Annotated in this window: 20 protein-coding genes; 10 read left to right on the forward strand and 10 right to left on the reverse strand. The window is 29.8% G+C overall.

The window, feature by feature from the left end; all coding sequences use genetic code 11:
* Window position 1: 1 nt before the first annotated feature.
* The 6 genes from ABNT65_RS18215 to gpmI form a co-directional block, all read right to left on the reverse strand.
* Window positions 2-2,878, reverse strand: coding sequence for a two-component regulator propeller domain-containing protein (locus ABNT65_RS18215; protein ID WP_348736616.1), 2,877 nt, complete (start codon window positions 2,876-2,878; stop codon window positions 2-4).
* A 66-nt stretch (window positions 2,879-2,944) separates the two neighbouring features.
* A complete protein-coding gene (locus ABNT65_RS18220) occupies window positions 2,945-3,715 on the reverse strand; it encodes a class I SAM-dependent methyltransferase (RefSeq protein WP_348746527.1) in 771 nt (256 codons plus the stop codon).
* A gap of 6 nt (window positions 3,716-3,721) precedes the next feature.
* Entirely contained in the window at window positions 3,722-4,033 is a 312-nt protein-coding gene (locus ABNT65_RS18225; RefSeq protein ID WP_348703885.1) for a cupin domain-containing protein, read from the reverse strand.
* A gap of 5 nt (window positions 4,034-4,038) precedes the next feature.
* The gene (gene map, locus ABNT65_RS18230; protein WP_348736612.1) at window positions 4,039-4,848 is read right to left on the reverse strand and encodes a type I methionyl aminopeptidase; all 810 of its coding nucleotides are present in this window, start codon (window positions 4,846-4,848) and stop codon (window positions 4,039-4,041) included.
* Between the two features lie 29 nt (window positions 4,849-4,877).
* A complete protein-coding gene (locus ABNT65_RS18235) occupies window positions 4,878-5,408 on the reverse strand; it encodes a thioredoxin family protein (protein WP_348703880.1) in 531 nt (176 codons plus the stop codon).
* 14 nt (window positions 5,409-5,422) lie between these two features.
* Entirely contained in the window at window positions 5,423-6,940 is a 1,518-nt protein-coding gene (gpmI, locus tag ABNT65_RS18240; RefSeq protein WP_348746528.1) for a 2,3-bisphosphoglycerate-independent phosphoglycerate mutase, read from the reverse strand.
* Window positions 6,941-7,709: 769 nt separating this feature from the next.
* Here gpmI and ABNT65_RS18245 point away from each other — a divergent pair.
* The 8 genes from ABNT65_RS18245 to ABNT65_RS18280 all read left to right on the forward strand — a co-directional run bounded on the left by ABNT65_RS18245 (window position 7,710) and on the right by ABNT65_RS18280 (window position 13,428).
* On the forward strand, window positions 7,710-8,063 hold the full coding sequence (locus ABNT65_RS18245; protein ID WP_348746529.1) for a hypothetical protein: 354 nt from the start codon (window positions 7,710-7,712) through the stop codon (window positions 8,061-8,063).
* Between the two features lie 88 nt (window positions 8,064-8,151).
* A complete protein-coding gene (locus ABNT65_RS18250; RefSeq protein WP_348746530.1) occupies window positions 8,152-8,847 on the forward strand; it encodes a hypothetical protein in 696 nt (231 codons plus the stop codon).
* 23 nt (window positions 8,848-8,870) lie between these two features.
* Window positions 8,871-9,818, forward strand: a complete 948-nt coding sequence (locus ABNT65_RS18255; RefSeq protein ID WP_348746531.1) for an HTTM domain-containing protein — start codon at window positions 8,871-8,873, stop codon at window positions 9,816-9,818.
* Between the two features lie 232 nt (window positions 9,819-10,050).
* Window positions 10,051-10,356 carry a hypothetical protein gene (locus tag ABNT65_RS18260; protein ID WP_348736608.1) on the forward strand — a complete coding sequence of 102 codons (306 nt, stop codon included), beginning with the start codon at window positions 10,051-10,053 and terminating at the stop codon, window positions 10,354-10,356.
* 662 nt (window positions 10,357-11,018) lie between these two features.
* The gene (locus ABNT65_RS18265; RefSeq protein ID WP_348736606.1) at window positions 11,019-11,315 is read left to right on the forward strand and encodes a hypothetical protein; all 297 of its coding nucleotides are present in this window, start codon (window positions 11,019-11,021) and stop codon (window positions 11,313-11,315) included.
* Between the two features lie 53 nt (window positions 11,316-11,368).
* Window positions 11,369-11,995, forward strand: coding sequence for a hypothetical protein (locus ABNT65_RS18270; RefSeq protein ID WP_348746532.1), 627 nt, complete (start codon window positions 11,369-11,371; stop codon window positions 11,993-11,995).
* A gap of 17 nt (window positions 11,996-12,012) precedes the next feature.
* Complete coding sequence (locus tag ABNT65_RS18275) at window positions 12,013-12,963, forward strand: hypothetical protein (RefSeq protein WP_348746533.1); 951 nt, start codon at window positions 12,013-12,015, stop codon at window positions 12,961-12,963.
* Between the two features lie 81 nt (window positions 12,964-13,044).
* Window positions 13,045-13,428, forward strand: coding sequence for a DUF393 domain-containing protein (locus ABNT65_RS18280; RefSeq protein ID WP_348746534.1), 384 nt, complete (start codon window positions 13,045-13,047; stop codon window positions 13,426-13,428).
* 99 nt (window positions 13,429-13,527) lie between these two features.
* On the opposite strand, the gene ABNT65_RS18285 is transcribed toward ABNT65_RS18280, so the two are convergent.
* The gene (locus ABNT65_RS18285) at window positions 13,528-14,313 is read right to left on the reverse strand and encodes a M48 family metalloprotease (RefSeq protein WP_348746535.1); all 786 of its coding nucleotides are present in this window, start codon (window positions 14,311-14,313) and stop codon (window positions 13,528-13,530) included.
* Window positions 14,314-14,428: 115 nt separating this feature from the next.
* Here ABNT65_RS18285 and ABNT65_RS18290 point away from each other — a divergent pair, with 115 nt between their 5' ends.
* Together ABNT65_RS18290 and ABNT65_RS18295 are read left to right on the forward strand one after the other, a co-directional pair.
* On the forward strand, window positions 14,429-16,186 hold the full coding sequence (locus tag ABNT65_RS18290; protein WP_348746536.1) for an aromatic amino acid hydroxylase: 1,758 nt from the start codon (window positions 14,429-14,431) through the stop codon (window positions 16,184-16,186).
* A gap of 1 nt (window position 16,187) precedes the next feature.
* Window positions 16,188-16,496, forward strand: a complete 309-nt coding sequence (locus ABNT65_RS18295; protein ID WP_348703867.1) for a rhodanese-like domain-containing protein — start codon at window positions 16,188-16,190, stop codon at window positions 16,494-16,496.
* Between the two features lie 86 nt (window positions 16,497-16,582).
* Here the strand turns inward: ABNT65_RS18295 and ABNT65_RS18300 are convergent, their stop codons facing one another.
* Genes ABNT65_RS18300 through ABNT65_RS18310 form a run of 3 tightly spaced genes read right to left on the reverse strand, consistent with a single transcriptional unit; the run spans window position 16,583 to window position 18,669 of the window.
* The gene (locus ABNT65_RS18300; protein WP_348746537.1) at window positions 16,583-17,533 is read right to left on the reverse strand and encodes a GSCFA domain-containing protein; all 951 of its coding nucleotides are present in this window, start codon (window positions 17,531-17,533) and stop codon (window positions 16,583-16,585) included.
* On the reverse strand, window positions 17,530-18,150 hold the full coding sequence (locus tag ABNT65_RS18305) for a hypothetical protein (RefSeq protein ID WP_348746538.1): 621 nt from the start codon (window positions 18,148-18,150) through the stop codon (window positions 17,530-17,532). The genes ABNT65_RS18300 and ABNT65_RS18305 overlap by 4 nt, the downstream gene beginning before the upstream one ends.
* A gap of 42 nt (window positions 18,151-18,192) precedes the next feature.
* A complete protein-coding gene (locus ABNT65_RS18310; protein ID WP_348746539.1) occupies window positions 18,193-18,669 on the reverse strand; it encodes a hypothetical protein in 477 nt (158 codons plus the stop codon).
* Window position 18,670: the final 1 nt, after the last annotated feature.

The following is an 18,670-nucleotide window of genomic DNA, read 5'->3' on the forward strand; positions in this document are numbered from 1 at the left end:
TTTAATTATTTAAATGTCCTTTAAAAGTAATTATGGTGTTTTGCTTGTCAGAGAAAATAAAAAGTTGTGTATTTATCTTTTTAGCTCTGTTTTTCATGTTTAAAATACCATTTTGTCTTTGAATTTCTTCGATGTTAAATCCAACACCATTATCAGATAACGAAATTAAGAGTTCTTTATTGATTATTGAAAATAAAAAAGTAACTTCTGTAGCTTTACTATGTTTTAAAGCATTGGTCATTGCTTCTTTAAAGATAAAAATGAGTTGTTTGCTCCAATAATATGGAAGGATAGTATCTTTTTGTGGCTGCTCGGATGCTACATGGAAATGAATATCAGTATTATTAAAGAGGTTTTTGCCAAACTCAGATAAGTAAATTAGAACTTCATCTAAGCTATCACTATTGTTATTTAATGACCAAACAAAATCTCTCATGCCTGAATATAAATAATTGCTATCTTCTTTAATTTTTTCAAGTTTAAGGTAAGTGTCGTTCTTTTCTGGGTTTTTTACTAATAGCAGATTAGTTAACATGGTTATACTTGCTAGTTTATTCCCTAATTCATCGTGAAAGTCCTGAGCTAAGTTTTTTCTAACTGTAGTTAATGTCCTTTTTAAATTTTCTCTTTCTTGGATGGTGTTTTTTAATTCATTGTTTTTTTGAATACTTTTCTGAAGAAGTTTTATAATGAAAATAATTATAATAATAGCAATAACTACGGTTAGTAGAGTATAGAACCAGCTTTGTAAATACCAAGGGTAAATTATTGTAAAGTGATAAGGAGGAGTTTTTTTCCAGTAGCTTAGGTTGTCTTTATATTTAAAAACTATGGAGTGTTTTCCTTGGTCTAAATAATTAAAGTTGAAATTAGTATTATTAGCTTCTGTCCAGTTTGTATCATCTAGTTTATAAGCTATCTTTACATTTTTGCTGTTTTTTAAGTTGAAAGGAAAAATAGTAAAACTACTGTTTTTTTGAGTGATTTTTAAAGGAGGTAGAGTATTGGGTTTGAAAGGTTTTGAATTGTCATATCTAAATAGTCCTTTATTACCTGTAGCATAAATGTAATTGTTGTGTGAAATTACTTTGGTGATAAATGAGGATTTTTGACCTTGAGATTCATCTATGGTATAAAATTGTTTTCCATGCATAACATTTAGACCACGTTGGGTGCCTAGCCAAATAATACCGTATTTATCAATAATTAAATCGTTTATATGATTACTTGCCAGACCATTTTTAGTAGTAAACTGTTGTATGGTGTCTTTAGTGACTTTAAATAAGCCTCTATTGGTGGCCAATAGTAAATTACCATTCTCTTTAATTAAAAAATTATTAATCTTTTCAGCAGGGAACTTATATTTTCTATTGTATTCTTTTATTTTTAAGTTCTTTTGTAGATCATAAACTTGAAGTTGTTTTCTTTTGGTTAATAGGTAGAGGATGTCGTTTTTAATAATTGCTTTCTTAACTATAAACTTATTAGCTATTTTTTTTACTAATTTATTGTCTTTGTATATAGTGATATTGTTGTCTACTATTTTTATTAAGAATCCATTAGAGTCAATAGTGTAGCCGTCATAAGATGTAATTTTATAATTAAGGTTTTTTGTTTTTTTATTAAATTGACTTAGTTGGTGTTCGGTTAGAATGTTAAGGGTGTTGTTGTGTTTGTTATATGTAATTCTTTCTGAATGAATAGGAAAGTTGAAGGTTGTGGCAACCTTTGTGTTGTCTAATTTATAGATTTTATTTGTGGCTAATAAGTATAATTGATTTTTAATGATAACGGCACTTTTTAAATCTGAGTTGCTAAAGGTTTCATCGCTAAAAAATTTGTTTTTGGTATAAGGGATAAAAAAGACTCCATTTCCATAGGTAGTTATCCATAGGTTTTCTTGATTGTCAATCAAAAAGTCTGAAATCATTTTGTCTATTTTTAATAGCTCAGATAAACAAGATAATTTGTTTGTGCTAGTGTTGTATTTATAGATTTTTCTTTGAAGTGTTTTGTAGGAGTTAGCGATAAAGTATATTGAGTTTTTATAGGGAAGAATTTTTATGATTTTCGAGTGCTCAATATTGTTAAAATTAAGTCTTTTGCTAATGGTAGTTTTGTTAGATATGTATATGGTGTTATCAGACCCAGTGTAGTATTTATGCTCTTTTGATTTTTTGTAAATAGTATAGACTGGAGTGTTTTTAAATTGTTTAAAAGAAGGTATAGACTGGTTGTTTCTTAGTTGGTGTACTCCTTTTAAAGACTTTCTGTTCGGAGTTGTTTTGGTTCTGATGGTATTATGAATAAAAACAATACTATCAACAACGCTTTCAGAAATATCATAGCTTTTGTTACTTGAAGCAAAAAATTGACTTTTTGATAATAAATAGGAATCCTTTGCTTTAAGAAACCATCTTTTTTCTTTGTTCTTCTTGTAGATGGAAAAACTATTAATTGCTGTTTTAGCATAAATAGATTGGTCTTTTAAAACGGCTAGCTGGTTTATTTTTTCGTTATTGTCATCTATATATTGTGAGGATTTATAAATAGTGTCATTTTTCATAAAATGAAGGCCTCCACCCCAAGTAGCAATAGCAAATTTATCTTCTTTTAATTCTAAAATGTCAATCACATAATTAGACGTAAGTCCATTTTCATAACCATAATTGGTGAATTTTTTTCCGTCAAATTTGGTGAGCCCATCATCAGTACCTATCCATATATAATTGTTACTGTCTTGTATAATACCATAGGTAATATCGTGAGGCAAGCCATCTTTACTAGAAAAATGTTTGTATATAGGAGTCTGAGCAGCTATTTTGCTTGAGAAAAAAAATAATAGTATAAAATAATATGGAGGCAGCCTTAAACTCAATAGTTTTTTTGCGCAAGATACAGCAAAAAATAAAATAAGGAAGTTGCTTAATAGGTGTGGATAGCTTTACTTGTAGCAAACAGGTAATATTTCTCCTTTCATTAAAGCATACTTTTGTATTTGTTCAGCAGATGTTTTTTGAGTGTAGTTTATTTCATCAACCTTAAAGCCAATGCTACGAAGCTTATCAAAATAATCTAAACCATAAACTCGGACATGATCGTATTGACCAAAAATTTTAGCTCGTTCTCTAGGGTCGGTTATCGAATCATCTTCAAAAGTAGTTTTTCTACTAATGTCTTGAGGGATTTGAAAAATACCAAACCCATTAGTTTTCATAACACGATACAGTTCTTGCATTGCTTTAGTGTCATCAGGAATATGTTCTAGGACATGATTGCAAAAAATAATATCAAATTCTTCATCTTTAAAAGGTAAATCACAAATGTCAGCTTTAACATCTGCAATAGGTGATTCTAAATCAGAGGTTATATATTCAATGTTTTTTTGATTCCTAAATCTTTTTAAAAAACATTGTTCTGGAGCAATATGTAATACTTTACGTTTTTGGTTACTGGTAAAGAAGTCAGTTTCATTTTGAAGAAAAAGCCATAAAAGGCGATGTCTCTCTAAGGAAAGTGTAGAAGGAGATAAGGCATTTTCTCGTTGCTTACCATATCCATATGGAAGTAATTTTTTAAACGATTTACCATCAATAGGATCTGTAAAGTTTTTACCTTTTAACCACCAAGAGATGATTGGTCTGACCCAATAACTTAGTTTTATAAGTAATGGACGAGGTATGGTGTTTAGTATGAGTTTAAAAAGTTTTTTCAATAGATTTTATTTGTAATCTTCTCTTACAGGGTAAAAAACATCTGTTACTTTACATTCGGTTAACGCTTTGCCGCTATGAACAATATTTGAAGGAATTACAGCAACCATTCCGGGTTCAAAAACCTTAGACACGCCATCAATGATAAGTTCTAATTTTCCTTCAATAACTTGTGTGATTTGTGTGTGAACGTGGCTGTGTTCTGGTAAAATAGCTCCTGATTTGATATCTATATAACCTATAGTGTTTGTCTCAGTGTGAATAAATCTAGCCAAAAAACCAGGAGCTATTTCCTTAGGTTTGATAGTGTTAATATGCATGTGTTTTATAGGTTTTGTCTGAATTCGTCTTCTTCGTTGCTTTCAATACCTAAAGCTTCATAAATGTATTTGAAAGTAGAAAGTAATTCGGGTTTTCCATTAACAATAGCTACATCGTGTTCAAAATGTGCACTAGGCTTGTCATCTAAAGTAGTAATAGTCCAGCCGTCTTTATGTTGTCTAATTTTATGAGTTCCCATATTGGTCATAGGCTCTATGGCAACTACCATTCCTTCAACAAACTTTTTACCACGACCTCTACGTCCGTAATTAGGCATTTCTGGATCTTCATGCATTTTTTTACCTAAACCATGACCCACCAATTCTCTTACTACTCCGTAACCATGTTTTTCAGTAAAGTTTTGTATAGCATATCCAACATCTCCAACTCTGTTTCCTGCTTTAAACTCTCTAATACCCACATATAAACTTTCTTTTGTTATATCTAGTAACTTTTGAGTTTCAGGAGCAATTTCACCTACAGCAAAAGTATAGGCGTGATCACCATAAAAATCATTTTTTAAAGCACCGCAATCTATAGAAATAATATCACCTTCTTGTAAAGGAGTGTCATTAGGTATTCCATGTACAACTTGTGAGTTTGGGCTCATACATAAAGTATTAGGGAAGTCATATAATCCTAAAAATCCAGGGATAGCACCTTGTTCTCTAATAAAGTCCTCTGCTAATTTATCAAGGTATAAAGTAGTAACACCAGGTTTAACTTCTTTAGCAAGCATCCCTAAGGTTTTAGATACTACTAAAGCACTTTCGCGCATGATTTCTATTTCTTCTCTAGTTTTTGGTTTGATCATTTTGAAAATATTGAAGCGCAAATTTACGGTTATTTTTGATAAGGATGCTTATAAGGTTGCCCTGAAATTATTTTTAAAATATCATCTTCTATAGTACTTCCTTCCAAGGCATGTTCTACAAATCTACCAATTTCTTTTCCATTTTTATAAAAGATAAAAGTAGGTACTCTAATTATATCAAAACCTTTTTCTAAACCTTTGGCTTTTTTCTTTTTATTAACGGTAACTAACTCAAGGTTTTTGTAGTCAAAATTTGCCTCATCTAAAAGTTTGTAAAAATTGGGTATTTCTCTTTGACTATCACTGCACCAAGTTCCCATAAAAGCTTTAATACTAACATTATTTAAGTTTTGCTTTAATTTTTTACTTGTATTTTTATCAACTTCATAATACGAGTAAAAATCATTAAACCATTCACTACCATAAGGTTCTTGCTGAAAATCTTTTTTAGTAGCAATTCCTACTAAATGACCATCTTTGTTTTTAGCTGCAGGAAATTTTTGAGTACTACCACAAGCTATAAATAGTACAATTGATAAAGTAAAAAATAGTTTCTTCATTAGTTAAATTAGTATTATATAAGAGAGTGTTGTGTCATCTCTTTAGGTTGTGCTACGTCCATTAGTCGTAAAATAGTCGGAGCAATATCGCCTAAAATACCATTTTTTATTTCTTTTAAATCATTATCAATTAAAATCATTGGTACTGGATTAGTTGTGTGTGCAGTATGTGGTGAACCATCAGGGTTAATCATAGTTTCACAGTTTCCATGATCTGCTATTAGTATAGTGGTGTATTCGTTATCTAATGCAGTTGAAATTACATCTTTTACGCAGATGTCAACGGCTTCACAAGCTTTTACAGCAGCTTCAAATACACCTGTATGTCCAACCATATCACCATTAGCAAAATTAAGACAAACAAAGTCAACATCTCCTTTTTGTAATTCAGGAATAATAGCATCTTTAATTTCGTAAGCGCTCATTTCTGGTTTTAAATCATAAGTAGCTACTTTAGGTGATGGGCATAATAAACGTTTTTCTCCATCAAACTCTTTTTCTCTTCCTCCAGAAAAGAAAAAAGTAACGTGAGGATATTTTTCTGTTTCAGCAATTCTAATCTGTTTTTTACCAGCATTAGCTAAAACTTCTCCTATAGTATTTTCAATATTTTTATTGTCGTAAACAACATTAATGTTTTTAAAAGTAGCGTCGTAATTTGTTAAAGTAACAAAGTATAATGGAAGTTTTTCCATTTGCTGTTCTAGAAAATCATTTTGACTTAGTGCTTGGGTTAACTGTCTTCCTCTATCTGTTCTAAAATTGAAAAAAATAACCACATCATCAGGTTGAATAGTAGTCACAGGTTGATTGTTTTCATCAGCCATAATTATCGGTTTAATGAACTCATCTGTAACCTTATTCTCATAACTATCTAAAATACTATTTTCTGCATTTTTAGAGAAACTACCTTGTCCGTTTACTAAAGCATTGTACGCTAATTGAACTCTTTCCCAACGATTATCTCTATCCATGGCATAGTATCTACCCGTAATAGTGGCTAACTTTCCAGTAGTTTGCTCCATATGTTTTTCAATATCATTAATGAAAAACTTACCAGATTTTGGGTCACAATCTCTACCATCTGTAAAAGCATGTAAATACACCTCTTTTAAACCATACTCATTAGCACTTGAAAGTAATCCTTTTAAATGATTAATGTGAGAGTGAATTCCACCATTAGAAACCAATCCTAAAAAATGAACATTTTTGTTGTTCACTTTAGCATATTCAAAAGCTTTAATTAATTCAGGCTCTTTAGCTAAACTTCCATCTGCTACAGCATTGTTTATTTTTGCCAGGTTTTGGTAAACAATTCTACCAGCTCCTAAATTCATGTGTCCAACTTCTGAATTACCCATTTGTCCTTCAGGAAGACCAACATGTTCACCGTCGGTTCGCAATTCTGCATTAGGATATTTATTGTATAGTGAATTTATATAAGGTGTTTTAGCATTGTATATGGCAGATACATCAGGGTTTTGTGTTATTCCCCAACCATCTAAAATCATTAAAATTACTTTCTTGTTCATTGATTAAAAATTGAAAGGTAAAAGTAAGAAAGATTTTAGAGGATTAGTTAAAAATTAACGAAACCGATTACGATTGGGATTAATGAGAAAAAAAGTATAAATCATATAATTGAAGGTGTCATACTAAGAAAAATAGTGTGAGTTTTATAATGATACTCTACCTCTTGTATTTAGTAAACTACATTATTAGTTTTTTTAAGTGTTTTCGAGTAGTTGAGTATAGTGGTTAATACTTAAATTTTTAGTGGTTTTTAATTACTAATATTTCAGTGTTTTTGGGTAGTGTTTTTGGTTCTGTTTTTAGGAGTTAAATTATTGTAAGTGTGTTTTTTATTTGGTGTTTGTGTTAGTGTTTTGTGAAATTTATAATAATATAAAATTGTTAAAAAAAAGACTTTTTGAATAAAAGATAAGAAAAGTTAGAAGTGAATCAATTGTAATTTTAAGATTTTTTTAACATTTTAATGTTTTCTTTTTCAATTCAATGTTTTTGAGGGCTTAGGGGTTTTTGAGTGTTTGTTTGTTAATGGTTAATACTTAGTTGTTTAATGGAAAACCCTTATTGATGTTTCAGTGTTTTTAGGTAGTTTTTTTAACACTTTATTGCTTTTTTTTTGTAAAAGCATCAGATAAATTTGAAAGGATGAAAATTTATTTAGACCGGTTATTAATAATTTGGATATCAAATGTGATACCAAAATCACATTAAAAAAAGGCGTTAATTCCTTATACGTTAATTAAGGAGAAAACTTATATAAAAACTATAAAAATGATTCGATTTTTTTCAAAGAAAACTTTAGTTGTTGCCCTAGTAGCTGCCATGACTCTAATTTCAGTTAGCTTCAATTCAAGTCAAGTATCTACAGGGGAAGTTAAAGAGGTTGCTTATGTGGTTAACAATGAAGCGGATGTTCAAGAAGCAGCTGTTTGGGCGTTTTTGGCTCGTAATGCACGAAGAGTTTATAGAGCAGCAGAAAGAGCATACGTTGTTACAAGAGAAGTAACTCCTCATTATGCACGTGCAGCATCTGAGTACATACGTACAGCTTTTAATATACCTGTTGCACATCATTCTAATAATTTAGAAATAATTATGGATGAAAGAATAAGTGCTTTAGACTAAGGTATTTGTGTTAGATAGAGAGGTGAGGTTTTGCCTCTCTTTTAAAATGTACTACTATTATTATTTAGTATAACCAACTTAATCAAAAATGACAAAGATTCAAAAAATAATATATTATTCGGTTTTATCTATTTTTTCATGTTACTGGTTCACTACTATTTTTTTTAATACACCAGATAATTATATAAAAATAAAACTATTGAAAGAGCATAGAGCTTTTGAAACTTTTTTTTATCAGAATTGGGGTTTTTTTGCACCTCCACCTAATACAAATGAAAGGTTGTATTGTGTAATTCATAATAAAAAAGATAGTGTTGTTTCTAGAGTATTTGAACTGGTATCTCCAATTATTGAAGAAAAACTTGAAAAAGCACCTTTTAATTCCAAAGCAGACTTAATGGATTATGTGATATCTTCATCAACTGTTGGGCTTAATAATAAAATGGTTTCTTTAAATAAAACTATAGCATATATGGAAACTAAAGGAAAATTAACGGAAAAAGAACGTAAAGAAATTTTAACACAAGGAGTAGAGGAAACCAATCATTTTAAGACTTTGATAAAATATGCCAAAGAAATTGCTTTAAAAAAGAGTGTAGATTTAGATGAAAGCTTAATTTCTATAGAGCTCACTAAGATAAGGATACCCAAATTTGTAGATAGAGATAAAAAGGTAAGTCTTGATGAAGATAAGGAGGAGTTAATTTTTAGAAGTAAATTGTTTGATTCAAAAAGTATTAATAAAATTGATAGATATGAACCAAAGCTTTATGGTGAAAATTAATTTTTTAATTTATAAACTAGATTATGGAAACAAGAAGATTTTTTATCGATAAAATAATAGATAACTTATCAACCAAACACAACTTTACTTTTTATGCAGCATTTTTAAGAATATTTATATGTCTGTATTTAATTAAAGATGTAATAATAACAATGCAGTTTAAAGACCTTTTTTATAAAGGTAAAATGTATTTAGAAACAGGTAATTCGGTTTTGCTTGATGTATTAGGTGTTTCTACGCAGTTTGTTAGAGATAATTTTGAAATATTTAATGGAATATATCTTATACTTATTGTATTGTATTTTTTTGGAGTGGGAAAAAATTTGATAGCATTATTTTTATGTATGTTTTATGAGGTAATCCAAAACTTCACTTGGATTACTCTAAACGGAGGAGATAATTTAATGAAATTTGTAATGCTCTATATGGTTTTTATAAATTCATATGAATATTTCTCTATAGATAAACAGCGCTTTAAAAATAGGAAGAATACAGCTTTTAATAATTTCATGACCAATTTAGGATGTTACTCTATTTGCATTCATTTGTGTTTAGTGTATTTTGTATCTGCCATGCATAAAATTCATGCAGATGTATGGTTTAATGGAATTGCTACTTATTACACGTTGTCTTTAGAACGATTTGGGGGAGGAAACGCTATTAATGAATGGCTTTCTAAAAATGGAACATTTGTTACGCTATCTACATACGGAACAATACTTGTTGAGCTATTTTATCCAGTACTAATATGGTTTAAAGAAACAAAAGTATTGTTTATTATTTCAGCAATAGGATTACACTTGAGTATAGCAGTTTTAATGATGCTTTATGATTTTCAATTGCTTTTTATTGCGTTGCAAGGAATGTTTATTAGTGATAAGTTTTGGATATCATTAGTAGAAAAGGTAAAAAGTAAGCCTTTTATTCAAAAAATGTTTTTCGATGATAAAAAAGAAGAGTTGATAAGTTAAGCTAATATATAATTTGATGTAGACTTAAGTGAATGATATATGAAGCTTGCTTAATTTAGTTTTAACATTTTAAAACTTTTTATTATTTAAGTATTAAATACATTTGGAGCGATGTAATTTTGTTTTAACCGGTCTTAAATAACAAACATTAGAAGTGATACCAAAATCATGTTCAAAAAAAGGCGTTAATTTCTTGTACGTTAATAAGAAAGTATTAATAATAAAAATAATAATGATTAAAACATTTTCAAACAAAGCTTTAGTTTTAGGGTTGGTAGGAACGTTAACTTTAGGAGCAATTAACTTGACTTCTGATGAACTTATTTCTGGAATAGCTATGGAAATAAATTTAAATGATAATAATAGAGTTCGTATTCAGGATATAGGAGCTGCTTCTTATTTTACACGCCCTGTTATTCGAGCAAATGAAGATGCAGAGAGAAGAATAGCAGGACAAGATGGTATGCCAGGACCAGCTATGAGAGCTCTTTATTTGAGTAAAAGTATTGAAAAAGAAATTGCTAAATTAGACAAATAGTAGTTTTTAAGTGAGGTGATTTCTTACCTCACTTACTTTTAGTGTAAAAAATTGTTAGGTGTAATATTAGTTTTACTTCATGGAGCCTTATTAATAGATATTTAATATTATTGATTATACGTGGAATTTTAAAAAAGTTGTTTCTTAAGACTTATTGCTATGTAGCTTTTCTTTTGATTGTGGAAATATTTGAGTTTATCACAAACCATATTTACTTAAAAGCTAAAAAGAGGGCTATGGTTTTTAGTGTGTAGGTTAGTTTTTTTGTTAAAAAAACACACTTTTTGTGTGGAGCTATAGACTAAATTGACTTCCATATTTAGTAGGTTTTTTATGTTAGGTTTTTTTTAACAAAAAAAAGAACTTGATGTTATATTGTTGTTTTTTTGTTTTTTATAGTGTTTTTTAACAAATAGATCTAATGGTTAACACTTATGTGTATAAGTGTTAACCATTAGCTTTTTTATAGGGTTTTTGAGTAGTTTTTTTAACGTTTTAACATTTTTTTTTTGAAACTCTATCAAATACATTTGAAACGATGTGAATTTATTTAGACCGGTTATTAATAGATAAAGCATTAAACGTGGTACCAAAACCACAATAAAAAAGGCGTTAGTTCCTTATACGTTAATAAGGGGAACTTATTATAAAACAATTTAAAAATGACCAAATTTTTTTCAAACAAGACTTTAATCTTAGGATTAGTAGGGACTCTAACTTTAGGGGCAATTAACTTAACTTCAGAGGAAGTAGTTTCAGGAGAAGCTAAAGAAACAACTTTAACAGATACAGATGTTGTTAATGCTCAAGAAGCAGGTGTACCAGCAGTAGCAGTAGCGGCACGTGTAGCTTATATGGCGTATAGATATTACAGAAGAGGAGGAAGACCAGGAGCGCCAGGACCAAGAGGTGCAAATGCAGCTTCTTTAGATCAGAACATTGCTAAATTAGATAAGTAATCTAATTAAAAGGGGCGGGTAACCGCCTCTTTTTAATATAAAATAATTTAAATATGAAAAAAATAGTATCATTTGTAATACTAGCTCTTTTTTCTGGTTACTGGGGAATAACTTTTTTCTTTACTGCACCTGATAATTATTTGAAAATAAGTCAAATGGAAGGAGGACGTGTTTTTAAAAAGTTTTTTTTTCAAAAATGGGGTTTTTTTGCGCCACCACCTACTAGTAATGATAGATTATATTGTGTTATTCATAAAAAATCAGACAGCACTAAAGTAAAAGTGTTAGAGCTAATAAAGCCTGTTATAGATCAAAAAATCTCTAAAGCACCTTTTAATAATAAAGCAGATTTATTGGATTATGTATTGTCAAACAACTTTATAGGGGTCAATGATGAAATAAGAGCAGCAAATGAGCTTATCGGATATATGGAAAAAGATAATGGAGTACTTAATGCTAAAGAAAAAGATAGCATTCTGATAAAATATGTTGAAGAAGCTCCGCAATTTAAAGCATTGCAGGTTTATGCTAAAAAAGTAGCTAAGAAGAACGGTATTAATGAAGATGAGCATTTAATATCACTTCGATTAACTTATTTACCTATACCTAAATTTGGTGAACGAAATAACGAAAGTAAAAAGATGGAGGAGTTATTAGTTTTTCAAAGTCGTTTATTTTAAAATATATTAACTTTATCATGAAAGCAGAAAAAAGAACTTTAAACGGATTAATTTTAAAACTATCTGCAGAGAATAGTTTTTCGTTTTACTCAAGTTTTTTAAGAATTTTTGTTTGTTTATATCTTGCAAAAGATATTTTTTTAACAAATCAACTAAAGGGAGCTTTAATTGAAGGAAAAAACTTTGGCCAAGCAGCTTGGTTAGAATTGTTTGGAATACCTACTAATTTTGTAATAGAAAACTTCAGTGTTTTTAGTATTACTTATCTTTTTTTTATAGTATTGTTCTTCTTTGGTGTAGGAAAAAATATAGTAGCTTTTATTTTGTTTATTTTTCTGGATGTTATGCAGGCTTTGAATAGCATAACATTAAATGGAGGAGATAATTATTTAAAGTTTATATTAATGTACCTTATTTTTATAAATTCCTATGAATTCTTTTCTATAAAAAAGCAACGTTTCAATTCTACAGAGAAGCAAGAACTAAGTAATTTGCTATCAAATTTAGCCAGTTATTCTATTTGTATACATCTATGTCTAATATACTTTGTGTCAGCAATGCATAAAATTCATGCAGATTTATGGTTTAATGGTGTAGCAACGTATTATACTTTTTTATCTGAGCGTTTTGGAGGAGAAAATGCTATCAACCAATGGTTAGCAAAAAACGGATTTGTTGTAACCATAACTACATATGGAACTATTTTAGTTGAGTTGTTTTACCCAGTATTAGTTTGGTTTAAAGAAACCAAATTAATTTTTATATTTTCTGCAATTGCTTTACATTTAGGTATTGCTTTTTTAATGATGTTATATGATTTTCAGTTCTTGTTTATTGTTGTTCAAGGAATGTTTATTAGTAATAAGTTTTGGCTATCATTAGTAGAAAAGGCAAAAAGCAAACCTTTTGTTCAAAAAATATTTTTTGCTAATAAAAAAGAAGAGTTGATAAGTGAAGCTAATATGTGATTTTATAAATTACTTTAAATAACCGTATAAATTTTGTAAATTAACAACTTAAAAATACGTCGGATAAAAACCAAAAAACAGATGAAAACAATTTTATTTGATGGCGTTTGTAACTTGTGTAACAACACGGTTACATTTGTAATAAAAAGAGATGTAAACAATGCATTTAAGTTTGCCTCTTTGCAGTCGGACTTTGCTCAAGAAAAACTGAAAGGAACTGGTATAAATGATTTGTCTACCATTGTTTTGATAGATAATGATGTGGTTTATACCAAATCAACCGCTATTCTTAAAATAGCAAAAGAGCTTAAAGGGTATGAGTGGACTCATGTATTTTTATGGATACCTAAGTTTATTAGAGATTTTTGTTACAAATTAATAGCCAACAATAGGTATGCACTTTTTGGTAAGCAAGATAGTTGTATATTACCATCAAAAGAACTATTAGAAAAATTTGTACAGTAAGTAGTAAGAAAAGATTAAAAATATTATATAATTAATTAAAAAAATCCAGAAGCTGTTTTTCAACACATTCTGGATTTTTTTACATTATATAACTACGGTTTACCTACCATATTTACGAATAGTTTCCTTAATTTTTTCAATTCTATTTTCAGGATCAGGATGTGTACTTTGGAATTCAGGAACTCTATTTGGTCCCGCAGCAGCTTTTAAAATTTGCATTACGTTAATTAAGTAACGAGGGTCGTATCCTGCATCAATCATTAATTTTACACCTAATTCATCGCTTTCTAACTCATCACCACGTCCATTTTTTAATAAAGTGTTTTGTCCAATACTATTGGCTAATTGCCCTAAATCAGCACCAACGGAAGCCCCCATGGTTAATAATTTCCAAAAATTAGCTTCAGTAATTCTTTCGTTAGAATGTTTACCTAGTACATGTCCAATTTCATGACCTAAAACCCCTGCTAACATATCTTCATTTAACCTTCCATTGCCGTCTGTTAGTTTTGAAAATAAAGCGTAAGTAATAAAAATTTGACCTCCAGGTAAAGCAAAAGCATTGATAGCTCTTTCGTCTCTTAGTAAATGGAAATCATATTTGTAACCTGATCTTTTAGCAACAGTATTGTTTACTAGTTTTTGCCCTACATTATCTACAATTTGTTGGTAATTATTATTAGGGTATAAACCTCCGTGTTGTTGTGCCATAGAAGGAGCTTGTTGTAAGCCAATGGCTATTTCTTGTTGAGGTGATAAGCTGATAGATTGGGTTTTTCCAGTATACGGGTTTTCTTCTTGTTGGCTGCATTTTTTCAAGTAGGCAAAGGCAACAATAGCCACGCCAATAAGTAAACGGATTTTAAATCCACCTCTTGTTCTCATTTGTTTTCTGATTTTTTGTGTTAGAGCTTAAAGGTACGAAATATATAATTTTTAGGAGTTGATTTTTTGTAAGCTATAAAAGACTTAAATTTACAGTGTTAAAACTTACTTATATATGGAAGCTTCTTTTGAATGGAATGAAGTAACTAAAAAGTTACCCAAGCATTTACATAAATTTATTGTGAAACAGCCTTATGGTGAATATACAGCCCAAAACCAAGCAGTTTGGCGTTATGTAATGCGAATGAATGTAGATTATTTAAGTAAAGTAGCACACAAATCATATGTGAATGGTCTAGGGAAAACAGGAATTTCTGTAGAGAGTATTCCAAGAATGGAAGGTATGAATCGTATCTTAAAAGAAATTGGCTGGGCAGCTGTTTCAGTAGATGGGTTTATTCCTCCTAATGCTTTTATGGAGTTTCAGGCGTATAACGTTTTGGTGATAGCTTCAGATATGCGAACGATAAATCATATTGAATACACACCAGCGCCAGATATTATTCACGAAGCAGCAGGTCATGCACCAATTATAGCAAACCCTGAGTATTCTGAATACCTTAGGCGCTTTGGAGAAATAGGCTCAAAAGCTATATCTTCTGCTAAAGATTATGAAATGTATGAAGCCATTCGTTTGTTGTCTATTTTAAAAGAAGATCCTAACGCTAGTGAAGCAGCGATTAATGAAGCTCAAGAAAAAGTTGAATGGTTGCAAAACAATATGGGAGAGATGTCTGAAATGGCACAAATAAGAAACTTACATTGGTGGACGGTTGAATATGGCTTGATTGGTTCTGTAGATGACCCTAAAATCTACGGAGCAGGTTTGTTGTCTTCTATAGGAGAGAGTAAATGGTGTATGCAAGAGGAGGTAAAAAAGTTACCTTATGGAATTGAAGCTGCTAATATGAGTTTTGATATTACCAAGCCACAACCACAATTATTTGTTACACCAGATTTTGCTTATTTAAGCTTAGTGTTAGATGAATTTGCGAATACAATGGCATTAAGAACGGGTGGTTTGAAAGGTGTAGAAAAGTTAATCGACTCTAAAAACTTAGGTACTGTTGAATTAAGTACTGGAATACAAATTTCAGGAATCTTTACCAATGTTATTAAAGATGATAAAGGCAGAGTTGCTTATATTCAAACAACAGGGCCAACTGCTTTGGCAAATAGAGATAAAGAATTGATAGGACATGGTGTAAATTATCATGCTGAAGGCTTTGGGAGTCCTGTAGGTAAGTTAAAAGGAATTAATTTACCTATTGAGGATATGAGCCCTAGAGATTTAAAAGCTTATGGGATTTATGAAGGTGAAGAAATGACTTTAGAGTTTGAAAGTGGTGTAGTAGTAAAAGGAAAAGCTATTACAGGTACAAGGAATTTAAGAGGGAAAATTTTAATTGTTTCGTTAAAAGATTGTAGAGTAACATATAAGGATACCGTATTATTCCAACCAGAATGGGGGATTTACGACATGGCAATAGGAAAGGAATTAGTCTCAGCGTATGCAGGACCTGCTGATGTAGACTCTTTTGCGGATATAGGAAAGGTTTCTGAAACAAAAACACATAAAATAACGTATTCAAAAACAGAGAAAGAATTGTATAAACAGTATGATGTTGTTAGAAAATTAAGAGAAAATGGTACGGTTTCTGAAGAACAAATACAGCAAATATTTAGCATATTGCAAACAAAATTCAAAAACGATTGGTTACTACCACTTGAATTGTATGAATTAGCATTGGAAAAAGATTATGCAATAAAAGAAGAAATAAAGTCGCATTTAGTTGGACTTAAAAGTAACAAAAGCTACCAAGCATTAATAGAAAACGGTTTACATTTGTTACATTCATACCAACAAGCATAGAATGAAATTATTTAATTTATTTAGAAATAAAAACATGAGTAACGAAATTAAAGAATACTTAGAAAAAGGAGCAGTGGTTTTAGATGTAAGAACTGTTGCAGAATGGAATGAAGGACATTCAGAAGGAGCAAAACACATTGTTTTAGATACCATACCTAACAACGTAGAAGAAATTAAGTCTTGGGAAAAACCAGTGATTGCTGTTTGTCGAAGTGGAGGAAGAAGCGGACAAGCAACTGAATTTTTACAAGGACAAGGAGTTGATATTATCAACGGAGGTCCTTGGGGAAATGTAGATCAGTATTTATAGATGAAATGTTATGTTAAGTGATTCTTTCTGATTTTAAGAATTATTTGAATAGATCATAATGATATAACTTGGCTATCGCCCTGCGATTAAAAAGACATATGAGGAAATGCTTTTAAAAGTATTTCCTTTTTTTGTGCTAACTTTTTTAAGAAAGCTTGGTGTTGCTCTGAATCAGGATTAAAAGGTCTATGAGCCAATCCTTTTTGTATGGTGGTTACTTCTTGCATGATTTGTTGCGAGTTCTCATCTATCCAAACAGATTGAAATTTTCCCCATATATAATCAATAGCGATATTATTGGGGTGAATCATATCTTCTTTATAAAAACGATAGTCACGTAATTCATCCATCATAATTTCGTACGAAGGAAAATAAAAAGTGTTTTTTCTAGGTTCAACAACACTATGAATAGCGCTTAACAAATGTGCTTTACTTTGTTGGTTTTCTATAAAACCATCTTTTAAATGTCTAACAGGAGAAACGGTGTAAATGATTGAAGCATTTTTGTTTACGGATTTTATTAAGACATCAATAGCTGCTAAACTTTCAGAAATATCAGTGACAGAAAGTAATTCCTTTAAAAACTTTTTCTGAGGTACTTTATGGCAATTAGCTACTAAATTATCTGTTTCAATAAGTCGATATACCCAAGCTGTACCTAAGGTAATGATTATGTGTGAAGCCTTTTTTAACTGTTTTAAAGTGGTTTTAGTAGCGGTGTTTAAATTAGAAAGAAGTGTGTTTTTTTCAGTCGCACTTAAACTAGAATGCGCCTCAAAACAATGCCATCGTTCATTATGTAAAAACAAATCTGCATCAGTATATTCTTTTTCATTAATAGCATTGGTTATTAGTTGTTCAATGGCTTTTGGCTGAAACAAAATACCATAAGGATTTTGAAGTGTTTGAAACTGAAAGTAATTCAGTTTGTTACTAATATTTTCTGAAAAACAAGAACCTAATAAAACAATGTTTGAATTATACTGTATAGTATTATGTTGCTGTTGTTTTAAAGGTATTTGCGTTTGTAAAATCATAATGAAACTTTAGAAACCGTAATATAAGGAAGTCTTTTTTGAAACCAAGTTTTAATTTCTTTAAAATCGTCTTGTTTTAGCTCAAGAAAAGAGATTAGTTTTTCTGAATCGTTGTAACGTATGGTAATTTCATAGGGTGTAATTTTAATTTCTTGAATGTCTTGTGTTGAAAAAGTTCTTTTTTCATTTTTTCGTTCAAAGAATAATTTTCCTTTGTCAATTTTAAAAGAAGAAGTTTTGCGTAAAAAAGTTCCTTTTATACCCAAAGTTATAATAATTAAAAGTGTAAAGATAGTATTGAAGTCAAAGTTTTTTATTGAAATAAGTATAGCATAGAAAAATAAAAAAATAGAAGGTAATACTATTGCTGAATAAGAAACATAAGTTCTTTGGTAATCATTTTCAGTAGCAATTAAAAGTGTGTTTTTATCAGTTTGTTTTTTCTTGAAAAATATACTACTAATACAAAGTATAAGAAGTAGTATTAACCCAATGGTGTGGTATGTTTTAGGGATTAGATTGATATAAAAGTCTACCTCTTTCTTAAACATATTCTCGTATAAATACACAGCAATCAAAGGTGTGATAATGTGAAACAGTTTTTTTATAGACTTCATTTTTACTTTTCTTTTACTGCAAATATAAAAGGTTCATTTTGTTTAGTAATGCTCACTTCGTTCATGAATAATAGAGTATTTAATTAAAAGTAAAATCAACGAGTGTGTAATAATACTCTCTTCTTTCATAGTGAAGTTGATTTTTATATTTTGTCCCCAACTAAAAAGTTTGTGTTTAGTGTGTCCTATTACTTTTTCATTAAGTTTGATGTCTTTAGGTGACCAAGGAAGCCATTTGCTTTTAATTTCAAGGATTTTTTTATCTGATGTTTTTAAAGCAGAGCTATTCCAGAGGAGTATAGGTTTTGTATAAAAAAACCTTTTGCTAAACTCAGTGATATCATAATCAGATAAGAAAAGAGCTTCCTTTTCTAATTTTAAAATTATTTTATCATTCTGATCACAGATATAAATGTGATTAGGTTTAAACCAACGACGTTTACGTATAGCATAAAATATACTAGTGTTTTTATAATAAATATCTAACCTGTTTCCATAGCCTTCTAAAGTGTATTCCATA

Source organism: Tenacibaculum sp. 190524A02b (assembly GCF_964036645.1).
Classification (GTDB): domain Bacteria; phylum Bacteroidota; class Bacteroidia; order Flavobacteriales; family Flavobacteriaceae; genus Polaribacter; species Polaribacter vairaonense.

What these genes read in the sequence shown, in the direction of transcription:
- ABNT65_RS18255 (WP_348746531.1), top strand. Translation starts at nt 8,871, where the DNA reads ATGGAAACAAGAAGATTTTTTATCGATAAAATAATAGATAACTTATCA.
- ABNT65_RS18270 (WP_348746532.1), top strand. Translation starts at nt 11,369, where the DNA reads ATGAAAAAAATAGTATCATTTGTAATACTAGCTCTTTTTTCTGGTTAC.
- ABNT65_RS18290 (WP_348746536.1), top strand. Translation starts at nt 14,429, where the DNA reads ATGGAAGCTTCTTTTGAATGGAATGAAGTAACTAAAAAGTTACCCAAG.
- ABNT65_RS18280 (WP_348746534.1), top strand. Translation starts at nt 13,045, where the DNA reads ATGAAAACAATTTTATTTGATGGCGTTTGTAACTTGTGTAACAACACG.
- ABNT65_RS18260 (WP_348736608.1), top strand. Translation starts at nt 10,051, where the DNA reads ATGATTAAAACATTTTCAAACAAAGCTTTAGTTTTAGGGTTGGTAGGA.
- ABNT65_RS18305 (WP_348746538.1), bottom strand. Translation starts at nt 18,150, where the DNA reads ATGAAGTCTATAAAAAAACTGTTTCACATTATCACACCTTTGATTGCT.
- map (WP_348736612.1), bottom strand. Translation starts at nt 4,848, where the DNA reads ATGATCAAACCAAAAACTAGAGAAGAAATAGAAATCATGCGCGAAAGT.
- ABNT65_RS18295 (WP_348703867.1), top strand. Translation starts at nt 16,188, where the DNA reads ATGAAATTATTTAATTTATTTAGAAATAAAAACATGAGTAACGAAATT.
- ABNT65_RS18310 (WP_348746539.1), bottom strand. Translation starts at nt 18,669, where the DNA reads ATGGAATACACTTTAGAAGGCTATGGAAACAGGTTAGATATTTATTAT.
- ABNT65_RS18235 (WP_348703880.1), bottom strand. Translation starts at nt 5,408, where the DNA reads ATGAAGAAACTATTTTTTACTTTATCAATTGTACTATTTATAGCTTGT.
- ABNT65_RS18265 (WP_348736606.1), top strand. Translation starts at nt 11,019, where the DNA reads ATGACCAAATTTTTTTCAAACAAGACTTTAATCTTAGGATTAGTAGGG.
- ABNT65_RS18245 (WP_348746529.1), top strand. Translation starts at nt 7,710, where the DNA reads ATGATTCGATTTTTTTCAAAGAAAACTTTAGTTGTTGCCCTAGTAGCT.
- ABNT65_RS18285 (WP_348746535.1), bottom strand. Translation starts at nt 14,313, where the DNA reads ATGAGAACAAGAGGTGGATTTAAAATCCGTTTACTTATTGGCGTGGCT.
- ABNT65_RS18300 (WP_348746537.1), bottom strand. Translation starts at nt 17,533, where the DNA reads ATGATTTTACAAACGCAAATACCTTTAAAACAACAGCAACATAATACT.
- ABNT65_RS18275 (WP_348746533.1), top strand. Translation starts at nt 12,013, where the DNA reads ATGAAAGCAGAAAAAAGAACTTTAAACGGATTAATTTTAAAACTATCT.
- ABNT65_RS18225 (WP_348703885.1), bottom strand. Translation starts at nt 4,033, where the DNA reads ATGCATATTAACACTATCAAACCTAAGGAAATAGCTCCTGGTTTTTTG.
- ABNT65_RS18250 (WP_348746530.1), top strand. Translation starts at nt 8,152, where the DNA reads ATGACAAAGATTCAAAAAATAATATATTATTCGGTTTTATCTATTTTT.
- gpmI (WP_348746528.1), bottom strand. Translation starts at nt 6,940, where the DNA reads ATGAACAAGAAAGTAATTTTAATGATTTTAGATGGTTGGGGAATAACA.